Origin of the sequence: Streptomyces sp. NBC_01267, assembly GCF_036241575.1 — a bacterium.
GTDB lineage: Bacteria > Actinomycetota > Actinomycetes > Streptomycetales > Streptomycetaceae > Streptomyces.
On sequence record NZ_CP108455.1, the window covers coordinates 2,188,592 to 2,212,531 of the forward strand.

General features: G+C 71.3%; 23 protein-coding genes and 2 pseudogenes. 12 read left to right on the forward strand and 13 right to left on the reverse strand.

The genetic code is table 11. The features are described 5' to 3' along the window. Positions 1-26 precede the first annotated feature (26 nt). Positions 27-683, reverse strand: coding sequence for a pirin family protein (locus OG709_RS10110; protein WP_329165706.1), 657 nt, complete (start codon positions 681-683; stop codon positions 27-29). A gap of 59 nt (positions 684-742) precedes the next feature. Between OG709_RS10110 and OG709_RS10115 the strand changes: the two genes are divergently transcribed. The 5 genes from OG709_RS10115 (at position 743) to fabF (ending at position 5,713) form a co-directional block, all read left to right on the forward strand. Further along, entirely contained in the window at positions 743-1,942 is a 1,200-nt protein-coding gene (locus OG709_RS10115; RefSeq protein WP_250304106.1) for a PucR family transcriptional regulator, read from the forward strand. 89 nt (positions 1,943-2,031) lie between these two features. Continuing rightward, on the forward strand, positions 2,032-2,970 hold the full coding sequence (locus tag OG709_RS10120) for an ACP S-malonyltransferase (protein ID WP_250304105.1): 939 nt from the start codon (positions 2,032-2,034) through the stop codon (positions 2,968-2,970). Between the two features lie 15 nt (positions 2,971-2,985). Next, the gene (locus OG709_RS10125) at positions 2,986-3,990 is read left to right on the forward strand and encodes a ketoacyl-ACP synthase III (RefSeq protein WP_250304103.1); all 1,005 of its coding nucleotides are present in this window, start codon (positions 2,986-2,988) and stop codon (positions 3,988-3,990) included. Between the two features lie 79 nt (positions 3,991-4,069). Further along, positions 4,070-4,318, forward strand: a complete 249-nt coding sequence (locus OG709_RS10130; RefSeq protein ID WP_250304102.1) for an acyl carrier protein — start codon at positions 4,070-4,072, stop codon at positions 4,316-4,318. 132 nt (positions 4,319-4,450) lie between these two features. Next, complete coding sequence (gene fabF, locus OG709_RS10135; RefSeq protein WP_250304100.1) at positions 4,451-5,713, forward strand: beta-ketoacyl-ACP synthase II; 1,263 nt, start codon at positions 4,451-4,453, stop codon at positions 5,711-5,713. A 166-nt stretch (positions 5,714-5,879) separates the two neighbouring features. On the opposite strand, the gene OG709_RS10140 is transcribed toward fabF, so the two are convergent. Together OG709_RS10140 and OG709_RS10145 are read right to left on the reverse strand one after the other, a co-directional pair. Next, positions 5,880-6,755 (reverse strand): NAD(P)-dependent oxidoreductase, encoded by an 876-nt coding sequence (locus tag OG709_RS10140; RefSeq protein ID WP_250304097.1) that lies wholly within the window; start codon positions 6,753-6,755, stop codon positions 5,880-5,882. Positions 6,756-6,775: 20 nt separating this feature from the next. After that, entirely contained in the window at positions 6,776-7,270 is a 495-nt protein-coding gene (locus OG709_RS10145) for a DUF3145 domain-containing protein (RefSeq protein ID WP_250304095.1), read from the reverse strand. 292 nt (positions 7,271-7,562) lie between these two features. Between OG709_RS10145 and OG709_RS10150 the strand changes: the two genes are divergently transcribed. Both OG709_RS10150 and OG709_RS10155 read left to right on the forward strand, forming a co-directional pair. Further along, the gene (locus tag OG709_RS10150) at positions 7,563-8,462 is read left to right on the forward strand and encodes an SGNH/GDSL hydrolase family protein (protein WP_250304093.1); all 900 of its coding nucleotides are present in this window, start codon (positions 7,563-7,565) and stop codon (positions 8,460-8,462) included. A gap of 10 nt (positions 8,463-8,472) precedes the next feature. Beyond that, complete coding sequence (locus OG709_RS10155; RefSeq protein WP_250304091.1) at positions 8,473-9,447, forward strand: aldose epimerase family protein; 975 nt, start codon at positions 8,473-8,475, stop codon at positions 9,445-9,447. Positions 9,448-9,696: 249 nt separating this feature from the next. Here the strand turns inward: OG709_RS10155 and OG709_RS10165 are convergent, their stop codons facing one another. From OG709_RS10165 to OG709_RS10180, 4 genes are all read right to left on the reverse strand, one after another. Beyond that, positions 9,697-10,533, reverse strand: coding sequence for an EI24 domain-containing protein (locus tag OG709_RS10165; protein ID WP_250304090.1), 837 nt, complete (start codon positions 10,531-10,533; stop codon positions 9,697-9,699). 160 nt (positions 10,534-10,693) lie between these two features. Beyond that, the gene (locus tag OG709_RS10170) at positions 10,694-11,533 is read right to left on the reverse strand and encodes an SMP-30/gluconolactonase/LRE family protein (RefSeq protein ID WP_326695636.1); all 840 of its coding nucleotides are present in this window, start codon (positions 11,531-11,533) and stop codon (positions 10,694-10,696) included. A gap of 253 nt (positions 11,534-11,786) precedes the next feature. After that, positions 11,787-12,215: an organic hydroperoxide resistance protein gene (locus OG709_RS10175; RefSeq protein ID WP_250304088.1), complete on the reverse strand. Its 429-nt coding sequence runs from the start codon at positions 12,213-12,215 to the stop codon at positions 11,787-11,789. Positions 12,216-12,278: 63 nt separating this feature from the next. Beyond that, positions 12,279-13,298 (reverse strand): NADP-dependent oxidoreductase, encoded by a 1,020-nt coding sequence (locus OG709_RS10180; RefSeq protein ID WP_250304085.1) that lies wholly within the window; start codon positions 13,296-13,298, stop codon positions 12,279-12,281. Positions 13,299-13,407: 109 nt separating this feature from the next. Here OG709_RS10180 and OG709_RS10185 point away from each other — a divergent pair, with 109 nt between their 5' ends. The 4 genes from OG709_RS10185 to OG709_RS10200 all read left to right on the forward strand — a co-directional run bounded on the left by OG709_RS10185 (position 13,408) and on the right by OG709_RS10200 (position 17,332). Next, complete coding sequence (locus OG709_RS10185) at positions 13,408-13,857, forward strand: MarR family winged helix-turn-helix transcriptional regulator (RefSeq protein WP_250304083.1); 450 nt, start codon at positions 13,408-13,410, stop codon at positions 13,855-13,857. 166 nt (positions 13,858-14,023) lie between these two features. After that, positions 14,024-14,602 carry a hypothetical protein gene (locus OG709_RS10190; RefSeq protein ID WP_250304081.1) on the forward strand — a complete coding sequence of 193 codons (579 nt, stop codon included), beginning with the start codon at positions 14,024-14,026 and terminating at the stop codon, positions 14,600-14,602. Between the two features lie 200 nt (positions 14,603-14,802). After that, on the forward strand, positions 14,803-15,840 hold the full coding sequence (locus tag OG709_RS10195) for a rod shape-determining protein (RefSeq protein ID WP_250304079.1): 1,038 nt from the start codon (positions 14,803-14,805) through the stop codon (positions 15,838-15,840). 70 nt (positions 15,841-15,910) lie between these two features. Continuing rightward, positions 15,911-17,332: a sensor histidine kinase gene (locus tag OG709_RS10200; protein WP_329165713.1), complete on the forward strand. Its 1,422-nt coding sequence runs from the start codon at positions 15,911-15,913 to the stop codon at positions 17,330-17,332. A gap of 17 nt (positions 17,333-17,349) precedes the next feature. On the opposite strand, the gene OG709_RS10205 is transcribed toward OG709_RS10200, so the two are convergent. From OG709_RS10205 to OG709_RS10220, 4 genes are all read right to left on the reverse strand, one after another. Further along, positions 17,350-18,618 carry an MFS transporter gene (locus OG709_RS10205; protein WP_266643316.1) on the reverse strand — a complete coding sequence of 423 codons (1,269 nt, stop codon included), beginning with the start codon at positions 18,616-18,618 and terminating at the stop codon, positions 17,350-17,352. A 130-nt stretch (positions 18,619-18,748) separates the two neighbouring features. Continuing rightward, positions 18,749-20,707, reverse strand: a complete 1,959-nt coding sequence (locus tag OG709_RS10210; RefSeq protein WP_266643314.1) for an ABC transporter permease — start codon at positions 20,705-20,707, stop codon at positions 18,749-18,751. Positions 20,708-20,938: 231 nt separating this feature from the next. Continuing rightward, positions 20,939-21,745: a molybdate ABC transporter substrate-binding protein gene (gene modA / locus OG709_RS10215; protein WP_250304071.1), complete on the reverse strand. Its 807-nt coding sequence runs from the start codon at positions 21,743-21,745 to the stop codon at positions 20,939-20,941. A gap of 306 nt (positions 21,746-22,051) precedes the next feature. After that, positions 22,052-22,447, reverse strand: coding sequence for a TOBE domain-containing protein (locus OG709_RS10220; RefSeq protein ID WP_250304069.1), 396 nt, complete (start codon positions 22,445-22,447; stop codon positions 22,052-22,054). A 181-nt stretch (positions 22,448-22,628) separates the two neighbouring features. Here OG709_RS10220 and OG709_RS10225 point away from each other — a divergent pair. Further along, positions 22,629-22,832, forward strand: a pseudogene (locus OG709_RS10225) (TOBE domain-containing protein); the annotation flags it as partial. A 33-nt stretch (positions 22,833-22,865) separates the two neighbouring features. Here the strand turns inward: OG709_RS10225 and OG709_RS10230 are convergent. Together OG709_RS10230 and OG709_RS10235 are read right to left on the reverse strand one after the other, a co-directional pair. Beyond that, a complete protein-coding gene (locus OG709_RS10230; protein WP_250304068.1) occupies positions 22,866-23,351 on the reverse strand; it encodes a molybdopterin-dependent oxidoreductase in 486 nt (161 codons plus the stop codon). Between the two features lie 180 nt (positions 23,352-23,531). Continuing rightward, positions 23,532-23,666, reverse strand: a pseudogene (locus OG709_RS10235) (plasmid stabilization protein); the annotation flags it as partial. Positions 23,667-23,940 lie beyond the last annotated feature (274 nt).

The following is a 23,940-nucleotide window of genomic DNA, read 5'->3' on the forward strand; positions in this document are numbered from 1 at the left end:
GGCATGTCCGACAGACCGACAGCCTGCTAGAGCGCGAATTCCCAGATCAGCACCTCGGCGGGCCGCAACGCCGTCAGCTCCAGGTCCTCGGGTCCGGTGATCCGCGCCGAGTCGCCAGGCCCCAACTGCTCACCGCCGAGGCCGACTTCACCCCGTACGACATGGACGTACACCCCCGGCGAATCCGGCACCGCCGTGCGCTCGCCGGTGGCCAGTCTGCGGACGGAGAGCAGGGCGCCCGCCGCCGGGACCGCGTACGGCGTGGAGTCCGCGATGCCGTGCACGATCTCGTACGACGGATCGCCGCCCGGCTCCAGCGGGGTGAGCCACATCTGGACGAAGACCAGGGGATCCGGGCCCTCGTTGCGCTCCTCGTGGCGGACCCCGCCCGCCGAGGAGAGGTGCTGGACGTCGCCCGCGCGCACCAGCGTCGTACGGCCCGTCGAGTCGCGGTGGGTGAGTTCGCCCTCGGTCACCCAGGTGACGATCTCGGTGTGGCTGTGCGGGTGCTCGTCGAAGCCCGCGCCGGGGGCGAGCCGTTCCTCGTTGCAGGCGAGGACCGGGCCGAAGCGGAGGTTGTCCGGATCGTAGAAGGTGCCGAACGAGAAGGCGTGCAGGGAGTCGATACCGGCCTGCGGGTCGCCTCCGCGGTAGCGCTCGCCGGAGCGCCGTACATCAATCACGCAGCCCACCGTAGCCCCGCCGCGCTGTGCCGACGTCCCGATAAGGCAGTCTTGTGCACGTGCCCCCACCCGATTCCGCGCAGCCCGCACCTCATGCCGCACACCCCCACGCCGCGACCCTGAAGCGGCTGGAGCAGTCCTCCGGCCGGCTCTCGGCGAACGCGATCGCCCGGATGGACGAGACGTTGCCGTGGTACCGGGCGATGCCTCCGGAGAACCGGTCCTGGATCGGCCTGGTCGCCCAGGCCGGAATCGCCGCGTTCACCGAGTGGTTCCGGCATCCCGAGGCGCCGCAGGCCATCTCCACCGATGTGTTCGGCACCGCGCCCCGCGAGCTGACCCGGGCGATCACCCTGCGGCAGACCGTCGAGATGGTGCGCACCACGATCGAGGTCATGGAGACCGCGATCGAGGAAGTCGCCGCCCCCGGCGACGAGTCGATCCTCCGCGAGGCGCTGCTGGTGTACGCCCGGGAGATCGCCTTCGCGACCGCCCAGGTGTACGCGCAGGCGGCCGAGGCCCGTGGCGCGTGGGACGCCAGGCTGGAATCCCTGGTGGTCAACGCGGTGTTGTCCGGCGAAGCGGACGAGGGGGCCGTGTCCCGCGCCGCCGCGCTGGGGTGGAACTCCCCCGACCACGTCTGCGTGATTCTCGGCACCGCGCCCGAGGGCGACAGCGAACTGACCGTCGAGGCGATCCGCCGCGCCGCGCGGCACGCCAAGGTCCAGGTGCTGACCGGGGTGCTCGGCAACCGGCTCGTCGTCATCGCGGGCGGCAACGACAACCCGCTCCAGGTCGCCAAGGCGCTGATCGGTCCGTACGCGGCGGGCCCGGTGGTCGCCGGGCCGATCGTGCCCGATCTGCTGGCCGCCACCAGGTCCGCGCAGGCGGCAGCCGCCGGGCTGAAAGCCGGGTACGCCTGGCAGGACGCGCCGCGCCCGGTGCTCGCCGACGATCTGCTGCCGGAGCGCGCCATCGCCTCCGACCCGGCCGCGCGCGAGCAGTTGGTGGAGGAGATCTACAGACCGCTGGAGGAAGCCGGTTCGGCTCTCCTGGAGACGCTGAGTGTCTATCTGGAGCAGGCGAGCAGCCTCGAAGGCGCGGCCAGGATGCTCTTCGTGCACCCCAACACCGTCCGCTACCGGCTGCGACGTGTGACCGACGTCACCGGGTGGTCGCCGTCCGATGTGCGCTCGGCGTTCACGCTGCGAATCGCGCTCATCCTGGGGCGCCTGGCCGACGGGGATACGCAGCTCTAGACTTTTGTCGGACACCAACAATTACCCCGACGGTTCTTCGTCCCTGTCCCCACGGGCGTTCGGGGCCATCCACAAGAGAGAGTGTGAGGGTGCTCGTACTCGTCGCTCCCGGCCAAGGCGCTCAGACGCCCGGCTTCCTGACTCCCTGGCTCGACCTCCCCGGCGCTGCCGACCGCATCGCCGCGTGGTCGGACGCCATCGGGCTCGACCTTGCCCACTACGGCACGAAGGCCGACGCGGACGCCATCCGCGACACCGCCGTGGCCCAGCCGCTGCTGGTCGCCGCCGGTCTGCTGTCCGCCGCCGCGCTGGGTGACCTCGTGCCCGGCGCCGTCGCCGGACACAGCGTCGGCGAGATCACGGCCGCCGCTTTCGCCGGTGTCCTGGACGACACCGCCGCGCTCGGTTTCGTACGGACGCGTGGACTCGCCATGGCCGAGGCCGCCGCCGTCACGGAGACCGGGATGGCCGCGCTGCTCGGCGGCGACCCCGAGGTCGTCCTGCCGCACCTGGAGAAGCTCGGGCTGACCCCGGCGAACGTGAACGGTGCGGGCCAGATCGTGGCCGCGGGCACCGCCGAACAGCTCGCCGCGCTCGCCGAGGACAAGCCGGAGGGCGTACGACGCGTCCTGCCGCTCAAGGTCGCGGGCGCCTTCCACACGCGCCACATGGCTCCGGCGGTCGCCGGGCTCGGCAGCGCCGCGCAGGACCTGACCGTCGCCGATCCGGCCGTGCCGTACGTGTCGAACGCCGACGGCAAGGTGGTCACCGGTGGCGCCGATGTCATCGCCCGTCTGGTCAACCAGGTCTCGAACCCGGTGCGGTGGGACCTGTGCATGGAGACCTTCCAGGAGCTGGGCGCCACCGCGCTCATCGAGGTCTGCCCCGGCGGCACCCTCGTGGGCATCGCCAAGCGCGCCATGCCGGGCGTACGGACGCTGGCGCTGAAGACACCCGACGACCTCGACGCGGCCCGCGCCCTCATCGCCGAGACCCAATCACCTGCCGCTGACGCGGCCGGGGCCTAAGGAGTCCGAGAGAGCATGGCGAAGATCAAGCCCAGCCAGGGCTCCCCGTACGCACGCATCATGGGCGTCGGCGGCTACCGCCCGACCCGGGTGGTGCCCAACGAGGTGATCCTGGAGACGATCGACTCGTCCGACGAGTGGATCCGCTCCCGCTCCGGCATCGCGACCCGCCACTGGGCCTCCGACGAGGAGACCGTGGCAGCGATGTCCATCGAGGCGTCCGGCAAGGCCATCGCCGACGCCGGAATCACCGCCGACCAGATCGGCGGGGTGATCGTCTCGACCGTCTCGCACTTCAAGCAGACCCCGGCCATCGCCACCGAGATCGCGCACAAGCTCGGCACCGACAAGGCCCCGGCCTTCGACATCTCCGCCGGCTGCGCGGGCTTCGGTTACGGACTGACGCTCGCCAAGGGCATGGTCGTCGAGGGCTCCGCCGAGTACGTACTCGTCATCGGCGTCGAGCGGCTCAGCGACCTCACCGACCTGGAGGACCGCGCGACGGCCTTCCTCTTCGGCGACGGCGCGGGCGCGGTCGTGGTCGGCCCCTCCGACGAGCCGCGCATAGGGCCCACGGTATGGGGCTCCGAGGGCGACAAGTCCGAGACCATCAAGCAGACCGTGCCCTGGACGGACTACCGGGACGGCAAGGGCCGCGCCAAGTTCCCTGCGATCACGCAGGAGGGCCAAGCGGTGTTCCGCTGGGCCGTGTTCGAGATGGCGAAGGTTGCCCAGCAGGCGCTGGACGCGGCCGGAATCACCGCGGACGACCTGGACGTCTTCATCCCGCACCAGGCCAACATGCGGATCATCGACTCGATGGTGAAGACACTGAAGCTGCCGGAGCACGTCACGGTCGCCCGTGACATCGAGACCACCGGCAACACCTCGGCAGCCTCGATCCCGCTCGCGATGGAGCGGCTCCTGGCGACCGGTCAGGCGAAGAGCGGCGACACGGCGCTGGTCATCGGCTTCGGGGCGGGTCTCGTCTACGCCGCGGCGGTCGTTACCCTCCCCTAGTGCATTCCGGAGCAATCCGGTTCGTTCGAACACCCCAGAAGTCCCGTCACACACGGTTACACATCGAAGGAGCGCCACCATGGCCGCCACTCAGGAAGAGATCGTCACCGGTCTCGCCGAGATCGTCAACGAGATCGCCGGTATCCCGGTCGAGGACGTCCAGCTGGACAAGTCCTTCACCGACGACCTGGACGTCGACTCGCTGTCCATGGTCGAGGTCGTCGTCGCCGCCGAAGAGCGCTTCGACGTCAAGATCCCCGACGACGACGTCAAGAACCTCAAGACCGTCGGCGATGCTGCCGAGTACATCTTGAAGCACCAGGCCTGATCCAGGCCCGCGGCTGACGCCACCCGGCGGTGGCGCCGTGATGCGGAGGGACCGGCGATGGAGGGGGCAGCGTCGCCGCCCCACCATCGCCGGTCCCTCTCAATCCCCTCTACACGTGGAGAAGAAATTCCAGTGAGCCCGACCAATCGCACCGTGGTCGTCACCGGTATCGGCGCAACCACACCGCTGGGCGGCGACAGCGCATCGACCTGGGACGGACTGCTCGCAGGCCGTTCCGGCGTGAAGCCTCTCACCGGGGAGCGCTTCGCCGAACTTCCGGTCCGTATCGCCGCCTCCGCGGCTGTCGACCCGAGCGAGGTCCTGGCCCGCCCGCTCGCCCGCAAGCTGGACCGCTCGGCCCAGTTCGCGGTCATCGCGTCCCGCGAGGCGTGGGCCGACGCGGGCTTCACCGCGAAGGCGGGCGAGGACGAGCAGATCCGGCCCGAGCGGCTGGGTACGGTCATCGCCTCCGGGATCGGCGGCATCACCACCCTGCTCGACCAGTACGACGTGCTGAAGGAGAAGGGCGTCCGCCGCGTCTCCCCGCACACCGTCCCCATGCTCATGCCGAACGGTCCTTCCGCCAACGTCGGGCTCGAACTCGGCGCGCAGGCAGGGGTGCACGCACTGGTCAGCGCGTGCGCGTCCGGTGCCGAGGCCGTCGGGTACGCGGTCGAGATGATCCGTTCGGGCCGCGCCGACGTCGTCGTCGCCGGTGGCACCGAGGCGACCATCCACCCGCTGCCCATCGCGGCGTTCGCCAACATGATGGCGATGTCCAAGAAGAACGAGACGCCCGAGACGGCTTCCCGCCCGTACGACAAGGCCCGCGACGGCTTCGTCCTCGGTGAGGGTTCCGGCATCGTGGTCCTGGAGTCGGCCGAGCACGCCGCGGCGCGCGGCGCCAAGGTCTACTGCGAGGTCGTGGGCCAGGGCCTGTCCTCGGACGCCCACCACATCGCGCAGCCCGAGCCGACGGGGCGCGGCATCGCCGCGGCTCTGCGGCAGTTGCTCGAATCGACCGATCTGAAGCCGGCCGAGGTCGTGCACCTCAACGCGCACGCGACGTCCACGCCGCAGGGCGACATCGCCGAGATCAAGGCGCTCCGCCAGGTCCTCGGCGACGAGCTCGACCATGTCGCGGTCTCCGCCACGAAGTCGATGACCGGGCACCTGCTCGGCGGCGCCGGTGGCATCGAGACCGTCGCGACGGTGCTGGCGCTGCACCACCGCACGGCCCCGCCGACCATCAACATCGACGACCTCGACGAGGAGATCGAAGCGGACATCGTGCGCGACAAGCCGCGCACGCTGCCCCAGGGTTCGATCTCGGCGATCAACAACTCGTTCGGATTCGGCGGGCACAACGTGGTGCTCGCGTTCCGCTCGGTCTGACACCGCTCAGCACGACGGCGAGGGGCCCGGGGATTCGTCCTCCCCGGGCCCCTCGCCGTCGTCGTCGATACCGTGCTCGCCCGGATTCCGTTCTACGCCTCGTAGCCGCCCTACGCCTCGAAGCCGTGGTCCCGCGCCGGGTGCCGTCCCACGCCTCTTGGCCCGGCTACGCCTCGAAGCTGGCGAAGTAGGACGCCGCCATGTCGTCGCCCCCGTGCCCCAGCGCTTCGGCCCGCCGGAACCGTTCGCCGCCCGCCGCCGCCACGTCCATCCGGACCCCGGCCGCCCGTCCCGCCTCGACGATCAGCCGGGCGTCCTTGGCCGCCGTCGTGACCGAGAAGCTCGGCGTGTAGTCGCCGTTGCGGATCGCGTCCGCCTTGAGACGCAGATATCCGCAGTCCAGCGAGCCGCCCGCCACCGCGTCCAGGAAACGCGCGGGGTCCACCCCTAGGCCCGCCGACAGCGCGAGCGCCTCGGCCGTGCCATGAGTGAGGGTCAGCACCCAGCTGTTGCAGACCAGTTTGAGGCGGGTGGCCGCTCCGGTGCTGCCGCTGTCGGCGACCCAGACCGTACGCGATCCGATCGCGTCCAGGACCGGCGCGACCGCTTCGCGTACGGAGTCGGGACCGGCCGCCAGAACCGTCAGCTGTCCGCTCTCCGCCGGGGCCTTGGTACCGAGGACCGGCGCGTCGACGAAGACGAGACCGGTGGTGCGGGCCAGTTCGGTCAGCGGGGCGAGTGCGCCGGTGCCCGCGGTGGTGGACTGGAGCCAGACCGCCCCGGGGGTCAGCGAGGGCGCCGCGGCGGTCATCGTGTCGAGCACCGCCGCGCCGTCGTACAGCATCGTGAGGATCACGTCCGCGCCCTCGACGGCCTCACCCGGCGTGCTGGTGACGCGGGCGCCGACGCCGGCGAGCGGCTCCGCCTTGGAGCGGGTCCGGTTCCAGACCCGCACGTCGAGTCCGGCCCGGCAGAGGTTGCGGGCCATCGCGGCGCCCATGATGCCCGTACCGAGGACAGCTACTGCGGTGTTGTCAGCCATACGGCCACCGTATGGGGCGTCTAGACGACTTGGTGCAGCCAGCGCACCGGGGCGCCCTCGCCCGCGTACCTGAACGGCTCCAGCTCGTCGTCCCACGGCTTGCCGAGCAGGCGGGCGATCTCGGCCTCCAGGTCGCTCTCGCCGCCCAGTGACCGCGCGAGTGCGGCGCGCAGCCGGTCCTCGGGGATCAGGATGTCGCCGTGCATGCCGGTGACGGCGTGGTAGATGCCGAGCTCGGGCGTGGCGCTGTACCGCTCGCCCTCCGCCGTGGGGCACGGCTCCGAGGTCACCTCGAAGCGCAGCAGGTTCCAGCCACGCAGCGCCGAGGCGAGTTTGGACGCGGTGCCCGTCTCGCCCTGCCAGGAGAATTCCGATCTCCAGGTGCCGGGAGAGGCGGGCTGCCTGATCCAGTCGAGATTGACCCGCGCACCGAGAACACCCGCCACTGCCCATTCAACGTGCGGGCAGAGCGCGCGCGGTGCGGAGTGCACGTACAGAACTCCACGTGTCGTCACCGGGACCTCCAGTGCGGTTCGAGGTTCGCCTTCCCCAGCAGCCTCTCGCCCGTTCTGCCCCGGGGTGCAACAGTAAACAGCATCGGGAGTTAATCTCCTGAAATGGGACAGTATGTGACGTGATGTAATTTATCGGAGCCGTTGGGTGCGGCGAAGTTGCCACTGGTCGACGGGGAAAAACGTACCGCGCTGCGACGTCACTCGTGTGACGTACGGTCGGTCCAAAGGCTGTTGAACACACAGGTTTCACTCGGCAGGACGCCTGGGTCCGCCACATGGAGGGGGCAGTGGGATGCCGGATTCCCGCCGGATCCGCCGCAGTCGCGGCGCCGTAGCCGCTCTGACGGCCGTACTTCTGGTCCCGCTCGGAGCGCTGACGGGCTGTGACTCTTCCGACAGTGGGAACGGCGCCCGGTCCGAGTCCGCGCACCGTGCGTCACCCTCTCCCTCACCCGCCTGGGACACGCGTCCCCGGTCGGTGGCCGCAGTGGGCGATTCGATAACCCGTGGCTTCGACGCGTGTTCGGTGCTGTCCGACTGCCCCCGGGTCTCCTGGGCGACCGGTACGGACACCGCGGTGCACAGCCTCGTCTCCCGGCTCGGTGCGAAGGAGAGCTGGAACGACGCGAAGACCGGCGCGCTGATGGCAGATGTGCCCGCCCAGATCGACAGGGCGGTGGCGCACCGGCCGGAGCTGGTGACGATCATGGCGGGTGCCAATGACGCCTGCCGGACCTCGGTTTCGCACATGACACCGGTGGATGAATTCCGGACTTCGTTTGAGACGGCGCTGAAACGTTTGCGCACCGCGCTGCCCGAAAGCCAGGTCTACGTGTCGAGCGTCCCGGACCTCAAGCGGCTCTGGTCGCAGGGGCGCACCAACCCGCTGGGCAAGGAGATCTGGAAGCTGGGGATCTGTTCCTCGATGCTGCGGGACTCGGACGCGATGGACCCGGCGGCCGTGCGGCGGCGCGACACCGTGCGGGACCGGGTGATCGCGTACAACGAGGTGCTCAAGGACGTGTGCGCCACCGATCGGCACTGCCGGTACGACGGCGGGGCGGTGTTCGACTACCCGTTCACCCAGGCGCAGCTGAGCCGGTGGGACTGGTTCCACCCCGGCAGGAACGGCCAGGAGCAGCTCGCGGCCATCGCCTACCGCAACGTCACGGCCGTAAGGCCCCCGGCGTAGGGTCCCGATCATGAACAGCGCGCAGCCGGAACCCTTCGGCCGTCTCGGTGACGGCACCCCTGTCCACCGGTGGACCTTCGAACGGGGCGGTACGCGGGTGCGGGTGCTGACGTACGGCGGGATCGTGCAGTCGGTCGAGGTGCCCGACCGCGCGGGGGCCGTGGCCGATGTGGTGCTGGGCTTCCCCGTGCTGAGCGGGTACCTGGAGCACACCGGCCCGTATTTCGGGGCGCTGGTCGGGCGGTACGCGAACCGGATCGCGGGTGGTGTCTTCGTGCTCGACGGACGGACCTGCCGGCTGGCCCGCAACAACCCGCCCAACAGCCTGCACGGCGGTGAGCGCGGCTTCGACAAGCGGGTCTGGGACGCCGAGGCCGTGGAGCACGGGGTGCGGCTCTTCCGCGTCAGCCCCGACGGCGAGGAAGGGTTCCCCGGGCGGCTGGACGTCTCGGTGACCTACAGCCTGGAGGAGAGCGGTGCGCTGCGGATCGCGTACCGGGCGACGACCGACGCGCCGACCGTGGTGAGCCTGACGAACCACTCGTACTGGAACCTCGGCGGCCAGGGGTCGGGCAGCGCGACCGGTCACGAGCTGCGGATCGCGGCGTCGCGGCTGACGCCGGTGGACGCGGATCTGATCCCCACCGGGGAGCTGGCGCCGGTGGCGGGGACGCGCTTCGACTTCCGCCGGGCGCGGCAGGTGGGTCCGGGGTACGACCACAACTTCGTGCTCGACGGGGCGGACGCGGCCGAGCTGTACGACCCGGTGTCGGGGCGGACGTTGAGCGTCACGACCACCGAGCCGGGGCTGCAGCTCTACACCGGTGACCACATCGACGACGGTCCGTACGGGCCCGGCGCCGGGATCGCGCTGGAGACCCAGCGCTTCCCCGATACGCCGAACCGGCCGGAGTTCCCCGGTGCGGTGCTCCGGCCGGGCGGTGCGTATGTCTCGTCGACGGTGTACGGGTTCGGGGTGCGGTAGCCGGCGGGCTCCCGCCGGAGGAGGTGGCACCGCTGGAGGTGGCACCGCCGGAGGTGGCACCGCTGGAGGTGGCACCGCCGGAGGTGGCGGTCATGGACGGCTTGCAGTACCCGTGGCTGCTGGATCCGGAGTCGGTGGACAGCCGGCCGCTTTCCGGGCGTTCGTGGCGTCGCGCGGAGTGCCTGCCCCGGAAGTGACGCCGGGCCGTCCGGTTCGGCCCGGGGCCGGCCGGGGGATGGCCCGCGCCGGTCAGGACGCGGCGGGCCCCGGTGCCTCACCGGTCGTCCGTACGGGCTCCGGGGCCGGTTCCGGTTCGAGTTCGGGTTCCGGTTCGGGCGCCGCCACCGGCTCCTCGCCGACCAGGTCGCGGGCCAGCATCGTCGCCCCCGCCACCGCACCCGGCATCAGGAAGACGGCGACCAGCGGCACCAGGAAGGCCAGCGTCAGCGGGACGCCGAAGCCGAGCGTGCGCAGGCGGCGGCTCTTCAGCAGGGCCAGCCGCGCCTTGAACTCCATGCCCCGGCGTTGCAGCGCCACCGCTGTCAGCTCCTCCGCGAGGAAGAAGCCCGAGACGCAGAAGCCGATCACCGGGACGACCGTCTGGCCGACGGCCGGGACGAATCCCGCGGCGAAGAGCAGCAGCCCGTAGAACGTCACCCGTACCAGGACGCGGACGCTGTCGCGCGCCGAGACCCACAGGTCACGCCAGAGCGGCAGTCCGGACCCGTGGGCCGCGTAGCCGTCCGACGCGTCGACCCGCTCCGAGAGCGCCTCGTAGAAGGGATCGCCGATGAGCAGTGTCACCGCGGTGAAGGAGATGACGGCCAACAGCAGGAAGAGCGCCCAGAGCAGCGCCGTCAGGAAGCCGCGGAACAGCCCGAGCCAGGGGGAGTTCCAGCCGTCGGCGAACGGTGTGGCCCAGGCGGTCACGTCGTCCGCCCAGAAGACGAGCGCGATCAGCGCGGCGATGTAGAGCACCAGGGTGACCAGGCCGGGCAGCAGCGCGAATCCGTACTGCTTGCCGTGCCGGGCGACCCAGCGATGGCCCTTCACGAGATAACCGAAGCCCGCCCCGAGTTCACCCATGGGTTCCAGCCTAGCGGGGTGCACCGACACGCCCGTCCGGCGCTCGGATGTCCGGCGCTCGGCGGCCTGGCGTTCGGATGTCCGGCGCTCGGCGGTCCGGCGCTCGGCGGTCCGGCGCTCGGCGGTCCGGCGTCCGGATGTCCGGCGTACGGGCCCGGGGTCAGCCCGGGAACGCTGGCTGTGGAAGCCCCTGTCCGGCGTCCGGCAGGACCAGCAGGGAGCCGGCGAGCGGGTGCGGTGCGTCGAGACCCGCGCGGGCCGTGCTGATGTAGAGGTCGCGCAGTTCCCGGCCGCCGAAGGCACAGGAGGTGGGGCGCCGTACGGGCAGCGGGACCGTACGGTCGAGGGCGCCGTCCGGGGTGTACCGGCGGAGCGCCGAGCCGTCCCAGAGCGCCACCCAGACACATCCGGCCGCGTCCACCGCCAAACCGTCGGGGAAGCCCGCCCCCTCCTCGATGGTCGCGAACTCCCTTCGGTGGTACGGGAGTTCACCGTCGAAGTCGAACACGTCGATCCGCCGGGTCGGGGTGTCGACGTGGTACATGAGGGAGCCGTCCGGGCTCCAGCCGGTGCCGTTGGAGCAGCTCATCACCAGCGTCCGCGTGACCGTGCCGTCCGGCGCGACACGGCTGAGCGTGCCGCCGCCCTCGGCGTCGTCGTACCGCATGGTTCCGGTCCAGAGCGCCCCGTCGGGCGCGACCGCGGCGTCGTTCCCACGGCGGCCCGGTACCGGGTCGTGCGCCAGCCACGAGAAGGCGCCGTCGGCGCCGTAGAGCGCCACGCCGTCCCTGAGGTTGACCACCAGCCCCCCGCCGGACCGCGGTTTGGCGGCGCCGACGTGCTGCCCGGTGTCCAGGACCGTGCGCCGGCCGGTCGCGGGGTCGAAGGTGTGGACCCGCGAGGAGAGGATGTCCACCCAGATCAGCCGGCCGGCCGCCGTGTCCCAGGTGGGGCCCTCGCCGAGTTCGGCCCGCTCGCGTACCGCCACTTCCGGACGCATCACGCTGCCCGCCTCCCCTGTTCCACTGCTCTGCCCGTTCCACTTGTGCTGCTCGTACGGCTCGTGCGGCTCGTGCGGCTCGTGCGGCTCGTGCGGCTCGTGCGGCTCGTGCGGCTCGTGCGGCTCGTGCTGCGGAGCGAACACAACGTACGCGCCGGGCAGCACGCGCGGAGGGCCGCACCCCGCCCGAGCGGAATGCGGCCCTCCCAGGGTCCGTCCGGCCGACGGCCCGACGGCCCTGCGCGCAGCCGGGTCAGGCGACGGCCAGCTCCACCTTGATGTTGCCGCGGGTCGCGTTCGAGTACGGGCACACCTGGTGCGCCTTCTCGATCAGCGACTGCGCGGTGGCGGCGTCGACGTTCGGAATGGCCGCCGTGATCTCGACCTCCAGGCCGAAGCCACCCTGCTCGGTCTTGCCGATGGAGACGGCGGCCGTCACGGTCGAACCGGAGATGTCGGCCTTCTCCTGCCGGGCGACGACGCCGAGCGCACCCTGGAAGCAGGCGCTGTAACCGGCGGCGAAGAGCTGCTCGGGGTTGGTGCCCGCGCCGCTTCCGCCCATCTCCTTCGGCGGGTTGACGACGACGTCGAGCTTGCCGTCACTGGACGAGACCCGGCCGTCCCGGCCGTTCTCCGCGGTGGCGACAGCGGTGTACGCGACGTCGATGTGCTGGATTGCCATGAGGTTCCTTCTGTTGTGTACGCCGCGGCTCGCGCCCACGACCGCGACGGCCTGGGAGTGAGACTACTGGTTGACCGCGACGATCATCTTCCCGGTGTTCTCCCCGCGCAGCATGCCGAGGAACGCCTCGACGCCCTGCTCGACGCCCTCGACCACCGTCTCCTCGTACTTCAGCTCGCCGGAGGCGATCCAGCCCGCGACGTCCTTGACGAACTGCGGCTGGAGCGCGGCGTGGTCGTTGACGAGCATGCCCTGGAGCCGCAGCCGCTTGCCGATGATCAGGGCCATGTTGCGCGGGCCCGGCGTCGGCTCGGTGTTGTTGTAGGCCGCGATCATGCCGCAGATGGTCGCGCGGCCGTGCACGTTGAAGGAGGAGAGCGCGGCTTCGAGGTGGTCCCCGCCGACGTTGTCGAAGTAGACGTCGATGCCGTCGGGGGCGGCGGCCTCCAACTGCTCGCGGACCGGGCCGTTCTTGTAGTTGAACGCGGCGTCGAAGCCGAGGTCCTCGACGAGGTGCCTGACCTTCTCGTCGGAGCCCGCCGAACCGACGACGCGCGCGGCGCCCCTGAGCTTCGCCATCTGGCCGACCTGGTTACCGACGGCGCCGGCCGCGCCCGAGACGAAGACGGTGTCGCCCTCCTTGAAGGAGGCGACGTCGAAGAGGCCCGCATAGGCGGTGAGGCCCGTCATGCCGAGCACGCCGAGGTACGCGGAGAGCGGGGCGAGCGAGGTGTCGACCTTGGTGGCGTGCGCGGCCGGTACGTCCGACACCTCGCGCCAGCCGAGCCCGTGGACGACGTGGTCACCGACGGCGAACCCGTCCGCGGCGGAGGCGATGACCTCGCCGACCGCGCCGCCGTCCATCGGCTTGCCGAGCTGGAAGGGCGGGACGTACGACTTCACGTCGTTCATCCTGCCGCGCATGTAGGGGTCGACCGAGAAGTAGCGGTTACGGACCAGGATCCGGCCCTCGGCGGGCTCGGTCACCGGGACCTCGCGCAGGGCGAAGTCCGCCGGGGTGGGCCAGCCGTTCGGACGGGCGGTGAGGTGCCATTCGCGGCTCGTCGTGGGGGATGCGGACATGGGGGCTCGACCTCCTGAGTAAAGCTTCACTGCATGAAATATCGACTGCGTTAAACAACCATGCGCCTAGATATTTTAGAATGTCAAGCAAGTGGGTACGATGGTGGGCATGGCCACTCGTACAGACCCACTGACCCTCGAAGTCGTCGAGCTGATCGGTGACGTCGTCTCCCGGTACTACGAGGAGTACGACGAAGTGGCTGCCGGACACGCGCTGACCGGAGCCCAGGCCCGGGTGCTCGGTCTGCTCTCCATCGAGGCCATGCCGATGCGCCGTCTCGCGCAGAAGCTGAAGTGCGAGCCGTCGAACGTCACGGGGATCGTCGACCGGCTGGAGACGCGCGGCCTGGTCGAGCGCCGCCCCGATCCGGCCGACCGCCGGGTCAAGCTCGCCGCTGTCACGGACCGGGGCAGGCAGACGTCGGCCCTGCTGCGCGGCTCGCTGACGTTCGCCCGGGAACCGCTGGGCGAGCTGTCCGCCGAAGAACGCACGGTGCTGCGCGATCTGCTGCGGCGGATGCTCGGCGGCACGGCGGACCAGCCACCGGCCAAGCCCTGACGGGTCCGCGCACGGGTACCGGTGCGGGTCCGTGTACGGGAACGGGTGTGGGTCCGCGTACGGGTGTGGGTCCGTGTACGGGAACGGGCGCGGGTCCGGGAACGGGCGCGGGTCCGGGAACGGGCGCGGGCGCGGGTCCGTGCACCGGTACGGGCAGGATGGACGCATGCCGCAATCAGCCACCCCGTTCGGGCCGCTCGACTTCCAGCTGGTGCTGCTGCGCAGGATGGCCGACCACCAGCCGGCCCTCGTCGACGATGCCCGCGCCGAGCTGGGCGTCTCGCTCGCCGACATGCGCGAGGCCAACCGGCGCTGGCAGGCGATGGTCCGCTCCCCCAGGTCCCACGGGGCGCTGCGGCGCTACCGGTCCGTGCTCGGCGAGCCGGTGGCCACGGTCCGCCGCAGAATCGGCGACCTGGAGTGCGAGGCCCGTCAGTGGCCCGTGCCGCTCTGGCCCGGTCTGCGGTTCGAGGTGCTGACCGCGCCGGGCGGCGGGGTGTGGAACGAGTGGCTGGTCCGTGCGCCGGGAGCCGCCGGGCCCGTGCTGCGTACGGCGGAGGACCTGGTCCCCTGGTCGTGCACGGTGGACGAGGTGGCCCGTGCCTTCGCCCCCGTACGGCCCTTGGAGGGCACCGCACCGACCCGCTGGCGGCTGGCCTTCACCCCGCCCGGCGGGCGGCCCTGTGTCGCCGGGTTCACCTGGGGGCTGCTGCAGGAGGTGGCGTACACCGGCACAGCGCAGTAGCGGGTGCCTCCCGTTCGGGGGTCTGGACGGTTGGGGCGTCGCGGCCGGGATGTCAGGACGGCTGGAGCGTCGAGCCGGGACGTCAGGCAGGCACCCGGCCGGCTCAGCCCGGCGCGCGCACGGGCCCCGGCCGTCGCAGGATGCGAGGAGGACCGGTTGCCGCCGGTGCTCCACCTCCGCGCCTCTCGGGAGATCCCGCCGTGACCGTCAGCCTTGAGCAGTTGCGCCGTTGCCAGGTAGCCGTCGACCTCGGGGCCGCCCGCACCCGGGTGTTCGTGAAGGGCGCCGGTCTCGTCGTGGACGAGCCGAGCGTCGCCGCCGTGAACGTCCGGAGCGGGGCGCTCATCGCCGTCGGCACCTTCGCCGAGCAGATGACCGGCCGTACCCCCGGCTACATCCGGGTCGTGCGCCCCGTGTCGGGCGGCAGCGTCGTCGACATCGAGATGGCTCAGCGGATGCTCGGCCAGCTCCTCGGCGAGAAGCTCCGACGCAGGCTGCGCCGCACCCCGATGCTGCGCGCCGCCGCATGCACCCCGCACGACTCCGATCCGCTGGCGCAGCGCGCCACGGTGGAGACCCTGGTCGGGCTCGGCGCCCGGCGGGTCGAGCTGGTCGACACCCTGATCGCGGCGGCCGTCGGCTGCGGGCTCCCCGTGGAACAGCCGACCGCCACCATGATCATGGTCTGTGGCGCGGCGACCACCCAGATCGCCGTCCTCTCGCTCGGATCGATCGTCACCGCGGAGCGTGTCCCGGTGGGCGGCGAGGCCATCGACCGGGCCATCGTGCAGCATCTGCGCCAGCACCACGAGTTGCTGCTGCCGAGCCAGTCCGTGCGTCCGCTGCAACTGGCGCTCAGCGGCAACGGCCTGACCACCGAGGGTCCCGCGTCCACCGAGATCCACGGCCGTGACGTGGCCACCGGGCTGGCCCGCTCGGTCCAGGTCGACACCGCTGCCATGCGGGAGGCGATCCACACCCCGCTGACCGCCGTGCTCGACGGCATCGGCCGGGTGCTGCGCGGCTGCCCGCCCGATCTGGTGGCCGACCTGTCGGACCGCGGCATCATGATGGTCGGCGGCAGCGCCCTGCTGCCCGGCCTCGACCAGATGGTGCGCAACGCGACGGGCATGCCGGTCCAGATCGCCGAACGGCCCGACGTCTGCTCGGTCCTCGGGCTGGGCGCGATGCTGGAGGGCAAGATCGCGCCCATGACCCTCGCACCGCTGAGCGGCTGAGCGGCTGAGCGGCTGAGCGGCGGCAGGCGGACCGAAGGCGAGCGGGGGCCGAGATGTCCGGGGGACCGGGATGACCGAGAACGCACGGCTGCCGGTGCTCCTCGAAGCGGTGCTGAGCGTCGGAACCGACCTCGAACTGCACAGCACCCTCCAGCACATCGTGGACTCGGCGGCCGGTCTGACCGGCGCGCGGCAGGGCGCGCTCGGCATCATCGACCCCGAACGCGACCGCCTCACCGACCTGTTCGCGACCGGCGAGGACGGCGACTCGCTGATCGGCCTCCCCGACGGAACCTCCGGGCTGCTCCGGGTCCCCATCCGGGTGCACGACGCGGTCTTCGGCACACTTCATCTGGCGCAGAAGCGCGACGGGGCCTTCGACGAGGACGACCGGGCACTGCTGCGGGTGCTGGCCTCGCAGGCGGGCATCGCTATCGGCAACGCCCGGCTGTACGAGACGGCGAGGCAGCGGGAGCGCTGGATCAAGGGGGCCGCGGCCGTCACCAACGCGCTGCTCACCGGGGAGAGCGCCACCGACGCCCTGACCACCGTCGCCGAGCAGGCCCGCGGTCTCGCCGACGCGGTGGCGGGAGTGGTGCTCCTGCCGACCGAGAGCGGCGGCATGGAGATCGTCGCCGCTTCCACCTTCGAGGACCCGGGCGATCTGATCGGCACGACGATCGAACCAGGTTCCCCGGTCCTGATCCAACTACTCGGCGGGGACCCGGTGTTCATCGAGGACTCGTCGACCGATCCCCGGATGACCACCCATGTGCGGGCCCGCTTCGGGCCGAGCATGATGCTGCCGCTGCAGAGCGGCGGGAAGCTGATCGGCACACTCGCGCTGCCACGGCGGCGCAGCGGCCGTCCGTACAACGCGGCGGACCGGACACTGGCCCTCCAGTTCGCCTCGCAGGCGGCACTCGCGCTGGTGCTGGCCGACGCCCAGCACAACCGGGAGCAGCTCGCGGTGTACGAGGACCGCGACCGGATCGCCCGCGACCTCCACGACCTGGTCGTCCAGCGGCTGTTCGCGACCGAGATGATGCTGGAGTCCACCAAACGGCGGGCCGCCGGGACGGAACTCGGCGAACTCGTCGGCCGGGCGGTCGACGAACTCGACTCCACGATCCAGGACGTACGGACCGCGATCTTCGCCCTTCAGCAGCCGCCCGCCGACGCTCCGTCGACGCTGCGCGGCAAGGTGCTGCGGGAGACGGAGGGCGCGGGGGCGCTGCTCGGGTTCGCGCCCTCGGTGCATTTCCTCGGCCCGGTCGACACCCGGATCACCGAGCAGGTGGGCGAGCAACTGCTGGCGGAACTGCGGCAGGCGCTGGCCCGCGCGCACCGGCTGCCGGACGTCACGCACATCGCCGTGGTGGTCGACGCGCGGGAGGAACGGGTCCGGCTGAGCGTCACGCACGACGGGACGCCGGACCACGAGGACGGGGACGGGGACGGGAACACGGTGGTGTGGGAGTCCCGGTCGTGAGGTAACGGTCGGCCCGGCTACGGTACGGGCGACCGCGCGTCGTACCGGAGGAAGCCGCGACGGGTCAGGCCCAGCAGCGCGACCGCCAGTACGCAGGCGATGCCGCCGCCGACCACGGCGACCTCCGGGGATGCCAGGTCGCCCGTCGAGCCGGCCAGGAAGTCGCCGAGCCGCGGGCCGCCCGTGACGACCACGATGAAGACGCCCTGGAGCCTGCCGCGCATCTCGTCGGGCGCCGCCACCTGCATCATCGTGTTGCGGAACACCATCGACACGGTGTCCGCGGCCCCGGCCAGCGCGAGGAAGAACAGCCCGAGCCAGAGGTTCCTGGTCAGTCCGAACACCGCGACGGCGAGCCCCCATCCGGCCACCGCCACCACGATCGCCAGACCGTGCCTGCGGACGCCGCCCAGCCAGCCGGAGAAGACCCCGCCGAGCAGGGCGCCCAGCGCGGGGGCCGCCACCAGGAGTCCGGTCGTCCGGGCGTCGCCTCCGTACCAGAGCACGGCCACCGCGGGGAACAGGGCCCGCGGTTGGGCCAGGATCATGGCGCAGAAGTCGGAGAAGAACGTCATCCGGAGGTTGGGCCGGGTCGCCAGGAAGCGCAGACCGTCCAGGACCGACGCCCGTTTCTTGGCCCCGGCGGCCCGTTCGGGAAGCATCGAGGGCAGCCGCCACATCGCGTACAGGGCCGCCACGAAGGAGAGGGCGTCGACCAGGTAGGCCGCCTGGTAGCCCTGGAACCCGACGATGAGACCGCCGAGCATCGGCCCGATCAGCATGCCGAAGGTGCTCGTCATGGAGGAGAGCGCGTTGGCCGCGGGCAGCTGTTCGGCGGGCAGCAGCCGGGGAATCATGGCCGATCTGGCCGGGGCGTTGAGGGCCGCGCAGACGGACTGGAGCGCCACGATGCCGTACAGGAACCAGACATGGTCGAATCCGGCGAACGCGGCCGCCGAGAGCCCGACCGAGAGGGCCGTCGAGCCGAGGGCGCTGTAGAGCCCGAGCTTGCGCCGGTCGAGGGTGTCGGCGACGGCCCCGCCGTACAGGCCGAAGGCGACCAGCGGCACCAGTGAGAACAGCCCGACGAGGCCGACGGAGAAGCTGGAGCGGGTGAGGTCGTAGACCTGGAGGGAGATCGCGAGGGCGGTCATGCCCTGGCCGACCCAGGAGATGGTGTTGCCGAACCAGAGCCGCCGGAAATCCGGCGAGGTGCGCAGCGGTGTGAGGTCGGCGAATATGCGCCGCCGTATCGGCAGCTCCTTGGGCGGGCGTATCGGGGTCACACGGGATGCTAACCGGCTTCCCCTTACACCTGGCCAGGGCGGGCCTGCCCCGTTTCGGGTAGCCGGGGCCTGTCCCGTTTCGGGTAGCCGGGGGCAGGCCCAGGAGGTAGCCGGGCCTGCCCCCGGATACTCAGAGCCCGACGAGCGTGACCTCGGTGGCCTTGACGCTGGTCCATACGGATACGCCGTCCGCCAGGCCGAGTTCGACGGCGGCCTGCGGGGTGATCTCGGCTATCAGGTCGGGGGCCAGGTCGGACGTGACGAGGACGCGCAGTCTGCTGCCCGCCGAGGTGATCTCCCGGACGGTACCGGGCCAGACGTTGCGCGGGCTGCCCGCGGGCTTGTCGCGGTGTACGGACACGGCCTCGGGAGTGATGATCGCCAGCGCCCGTGCTCCGTCGGCCAGCCCCTCGGCGACGACGAGCCGGCCGCCGTCAGCCAGCGCGAGACCGCCGTCGGCGGCCGTTCCGGCCCAGGCGTTGCTGCCCAGCATCCGGGCCACCCACGGTGAGCGGGGGTGCCGGGTCACTTCGGCGGGCGACGCGTCCTGCAGGGTGCGGCCTTCGTCGAGTACGAGCACCCGATCGGCCAGCGAGACGGCCTCGACCGGATCGTGCGTGACGATCAGGCACACCCCGCCGAAACTGCCGAGGTGCGCGCGGAGGGTGTGCCGTACCTGGGCGCGGGTGGTCTGGTCGAGCGCGGCGAGCGGTTCGTCGAGCAGCAGCAGACGGGGCCGCGCCGCCAACGCCCTGGCAAGGGCGACCCGTTGGGCCTGTCCACCGGAGAGCTGGGAGGGTTTGCGGGCGGCCAGCTGACCGACGCCCAGCCGCTCCAGCCACTGTTGCGCCTCGCGGCGGGCCTCGGCGCGCGGCACCCGGCGGGCCCGCAGCCCGTACGCGGTGTTGGTCAGCGCGCTGAGATGCGGGAAGAGCGCGCCGTCCTGGGGTACCCAGGCCACCCCGCGGCGGTGCGGGGGCAGCGAGGTGACGTCGGTGTCGCCGAGGCGCAGTACGGCACGGGCGCGCGGCGTCAGTCCGAGGAGGGCGCGCAACAGCGTGGTCTTGCCCGCCCCGTTGGGGCCGACGACCGCGATGGTGGTGCCGGGATCCGCGTCCAGGGTCAGCTCGTTGAAGCCGGTGACATCGGCGTGCAGGGGCCAGCGTTCCTGCGGGGCGGTCGGTTCGGGGGCGGCGGGCCGGAGGTTTCCGGCTGCCGCGAAGCCGGCCGGTGGCTGCGTGGCGTCGTCGTCCACCGGGCGTTCGGCGCGCCGGGGGCGCCCCGCGGCCCCGCCGGTCCAGCGCCCGCGCAGCCCGATCAGCACGGCCATCGCGATGACGAGCAGCAGCAGCGATACGGAGGTCGCCGCCTCCGGGGAGTCCTGGAGCAGCAGATAGACCTGGAGGGGCAGCGTCTGCGTGGAGCCGGGGAGGTTCCCGGCGAAGGTGATGGTCGCGCCGAACTCACCGAGCGCCCGCGCCCAGGTCAGCGCGGCACCGGCGGCCAGCCCCGGGGCCACCATGGGCAGGGTCACGGTGAAGAACACCCGTACCGGCGAGGCGCCGAGCGAGGCTGCGGTCTCCTCGTAGCGGGGGCGCAGACCGGCGAGTGTGCCCTCCAGGCTGATGACCAGGAACGGCATGGCGACGAACGTCGCGGCGACCACCGCCCCCGAGGTGTGGAACGGCAGCGTGATCCCGAAGGTGCCCTCCAGCCACGGGCCGAGCAGCCCGCGGCGGCCGAAACCGAGCAGGAGTGCCACTCCCCCGACGGTGGGCGGCAGCACCATCGGCAGCAGGACGAGGGAGCGTACGAGCGTCTTGCCCGGGAACTCGACCCGTGCGAGCAGCCAGGCCAGCGGCACCCCGAACAGCAGCGAGAGTCCCAGCGCCCAGAAGGAGACCAGCAGCGACAGCCGCAGCGCCTGGGTGACTCCCGGGCTGGTCAGATGGGTACCGAGGTCGCCCCAACTGGTCCGGGCCAGGATGCCGATCAGCGGCATCAGCAGGAACGCGATCGCCAGCAGCGCGGGCAGGACCAGGGTCAGGGGGGTGCCGGTGCCGGGTGTGCGGGTGCGGAGACGTCTCATCGGCGGTTCCCTGTGATCGGTGATTCTGTGCCCGGTTCCGGTGTCCGGGCCGGTAGCCGGTTCCGGTGACCCGGACCTGTGCCCGGTTCCGGTGACCGGGACCCCTGCGGCAGGCGGCTCGGGCCGGGCCTCTGGCGGAGGCCCGGCCCGCGACGCGGTGAGCCCGCGACGCGGTGAGCGGTGAGCCGTGTGGGCAGAGCCGTACTACGACTCGCCGTACGGCCGGCTTCGCTACGGCTTCTGGAAGCCCGCGCCCTGAAGGATCTTCTGGGCCTCGGGAGACGAGAGCCAGGCGACGAACTCGGCGGCTGCCGCCGAGTGCTTCGACGTCTTCAAGGCCGCTGCCGGGTAGGAGGCGACGGCGTTCTGCGCGTCCGGGATGTCGACGGTGTCGACCTTGTCGGTCGCGGTGGCGGCGTCCGTCTTGTAGACGAGACCGGCGTCCGCCTCACCGAGCTCGACCTTGCTCAGGACGGCCCGGACGTTCACCTCCTGCGAGACCGGCTTCACCGTGATCTTCTGGGCGTCCAGGATCTGCTTGCTGTACCGGCCCACCGGCACCTCGGGGGCGGCGAGGACGACCTTCAGCTTGGTGTCGGAGAGGTCCTTGAGGTTGGCGATCTTGTCCGGGTTGCCCTTGCCGGTGGCGATGACCAGACGGTTCTTGGCGATCACGGTGGGCGTACCGGCGTCGGACTTCAGGCCGTCCATGGTCTTGGTGTCCGCCGTGACGAGCGCGTCGGCCGGGGCGCCCTGCTTCACCTGAGCGGCGAGTTCCTGCGATCCCGCGAAGGAGAAGTGGACCTTCGTACCCGGGTGTTCCTTCTCGTACGCCTTGCCCGCGGTGGCGAACACATCGGTGAGCGAGGAGGCCGCGAGGACGGTCAGGTCGGTCTTCTTCGTTCCACCGGCGGTGGACGCGGAGCCGCTGTCCTTCTTGCTGTCGTCGTTGCTGCCGCAGGCAGCCGCAAGCGGCAGGACCAGAGCGGCAGTCACTATCGCGGCGGCGGTACGGCGACGGGTGAAGGTGGGAGACATAAGAGTGGGACTCCTTGGGGAACAGGCGACTTGTGCCGCCCGAACGAATGGGGACGAGCCACGCGGGACAAGACCTCCCCCGCTCGGGCCCGTTCGCGGGCTCGGGGAGGCCGACGCCGCTCCACGGGCAGCGGCGGACAGTCCTGACGGTCCGAACAGTGGTACTGGTGGCGCCGATCGGAGTGCCGGGAGCGAGAACGGCGCGGTCGGACTCGGATGCGGTGCGGGCGGAGATGCGATGCGGTCGGAGATCCGATGCGGTGCGGGCGGAGATGCGATGCGGGCGGAGATGCGGTGCGGCCGGACTCAGGTGCGGTCGATGTGCACGCTGGTCGACTTCACGCGGGCGGTGGCCTGCATGCCGACCTCCAGCCCGAGCTCCTCGACGGCCTCCCGGGTGAGCAGGGAGACCAGCCGGTGCGGACCCGCCTGGATCTCGACCTGGGCTGCCACGTCGCCGAGTTTGACGGCGGTGACGATGCCCGGGAAAGCGTTGCGCGCCGAGGTGTAGGACGCTCCGTCCTCACTGGAGGCGTTCTGTGCGACCTCGATGGAGAAGGCGGCCAGATCGCGTCCGTCGATGAGACGGCGACCGACTTCGTCGCGGTGGGTCGCGACCTTGCCGGCATCCGCCCAGCGGCGCGCGGTGTCGGGACTGACTCCGAGCAGACGTGCCGCCTGACCGATTGTGTAGGACTGCATATGCGGCAAGGTAGCCCCAGTCAGCTCGCATTTGCAATTCATAGGGCGAAGCTATATGGCACCTGCCACCCTGCTTGGAGGAAGCCCCTAAAACCTGTCGCGCATCCGGGAGCGCACCAACCAGAACGCGGACGTAGCATCTGAAACCAGACATCCCACTCCGCACGTGAGGCGATCCCCCATGAGCTTGAGCATCCGAAATCAGCTGCCCGGCACCGTTACCGGCGTCACCGAGGGAGGGGTCATGGCGTCCGTCAAGGTCCGCCTCGACGGCGGTCAGGAGATCACCGCCGCGATCACCCTGGAGGCGGTGCGGGAACTGGGCATCACCGAGGGCTCATCGGTGCGCGCCCTGATCAAGTCCACCGAAGTCTCCCTCGCCACCGACCGGTAACGGCACCCCGGCGCCCCACGCCCCCTACGGCGCCGGGAAGGCGCAGGCACCGACCCAGACGCGGGTGATCGCACTGATGTAGCGGGCCCCGCACCGGTCGGACGGCACCACCAGTTGACTGCCCGTCAGGTCGAGGTCCCGCCCGTCCATGGCGGTGGCCAGCAGGATGGGCGAGTCGGCGAAGTCCGCGTCGATCTCCGCCCAGGACAGCACCGTACGGTGACCGTCCCCGCCCGTGACGGCCAGCAGGAACCGCGAGCGGTCCTTGCGCCGCGCCGCATCGAAGGCCGGCCGCGCATCGGCGACGACCTCACGCAGCAGCGGCCCGTCGAAGGTGTGACGCTGCGGCCCGTTCTTCGCGCAGTCGAAGACCACTTCCGCATGGCGCTGCCCCCAGCGCGCCCGCAGATCCGCCACGGTCAACGAGGCCGGCCGGGCCAACTCCCCGTCCAGCCGAAGACAGGCCGCCGGTATGGACGCGGTGCGGGACGGCGTGCCGATTCCACTCATCCGGTTCCCCCTGCGGAGAGTCCATTCGGTGACTGCCCTCACGTCATGCCCGCCCGGCGGCGAACGAACCACATGTGCGGCAAAGAAAGGCCGATTCACCTCGCTTCTACGGGAGAAATCCTGGCTGCTCGCGGCAGGAGCGAGATGTCAGGATGTCGCCGGGCCTCAGCGGCCGAGGCTGTGCGAACGCTCGCCACCACGCCGGGAGGCGGACTTCGGGTCAGTGGTGGAGACACGGCTGGAAGAGTTGACCTCCCCGGATCGCGCCCGCTCCTTGTTGACGGTGCGCGAGGCGATCTCCTCTGCCCGGCGCTCCGGTTCCGGCGCGACACCGGTGGGCCGACCGAGACCGCGCCGGCGGCGGCCAGAACCCAAGATCCGCCCTCGCGCAGGACGGGTGGTCAACGTACGGTGCCCGCCTGCACGACTCGGATCACTCCCTCAAAGCCGGTGAGCACGGGGCTGTTCTGCCGATCCCCGTGTTTTCGCTCGGGGTTGCCGAGGTGACTGCGGGAGCGAACGCAAGCCGTACCCACGCGACTTGTCCGGCGAACGCCGGGTCCGGCGCACCTGACCGGTGGGGGGTACA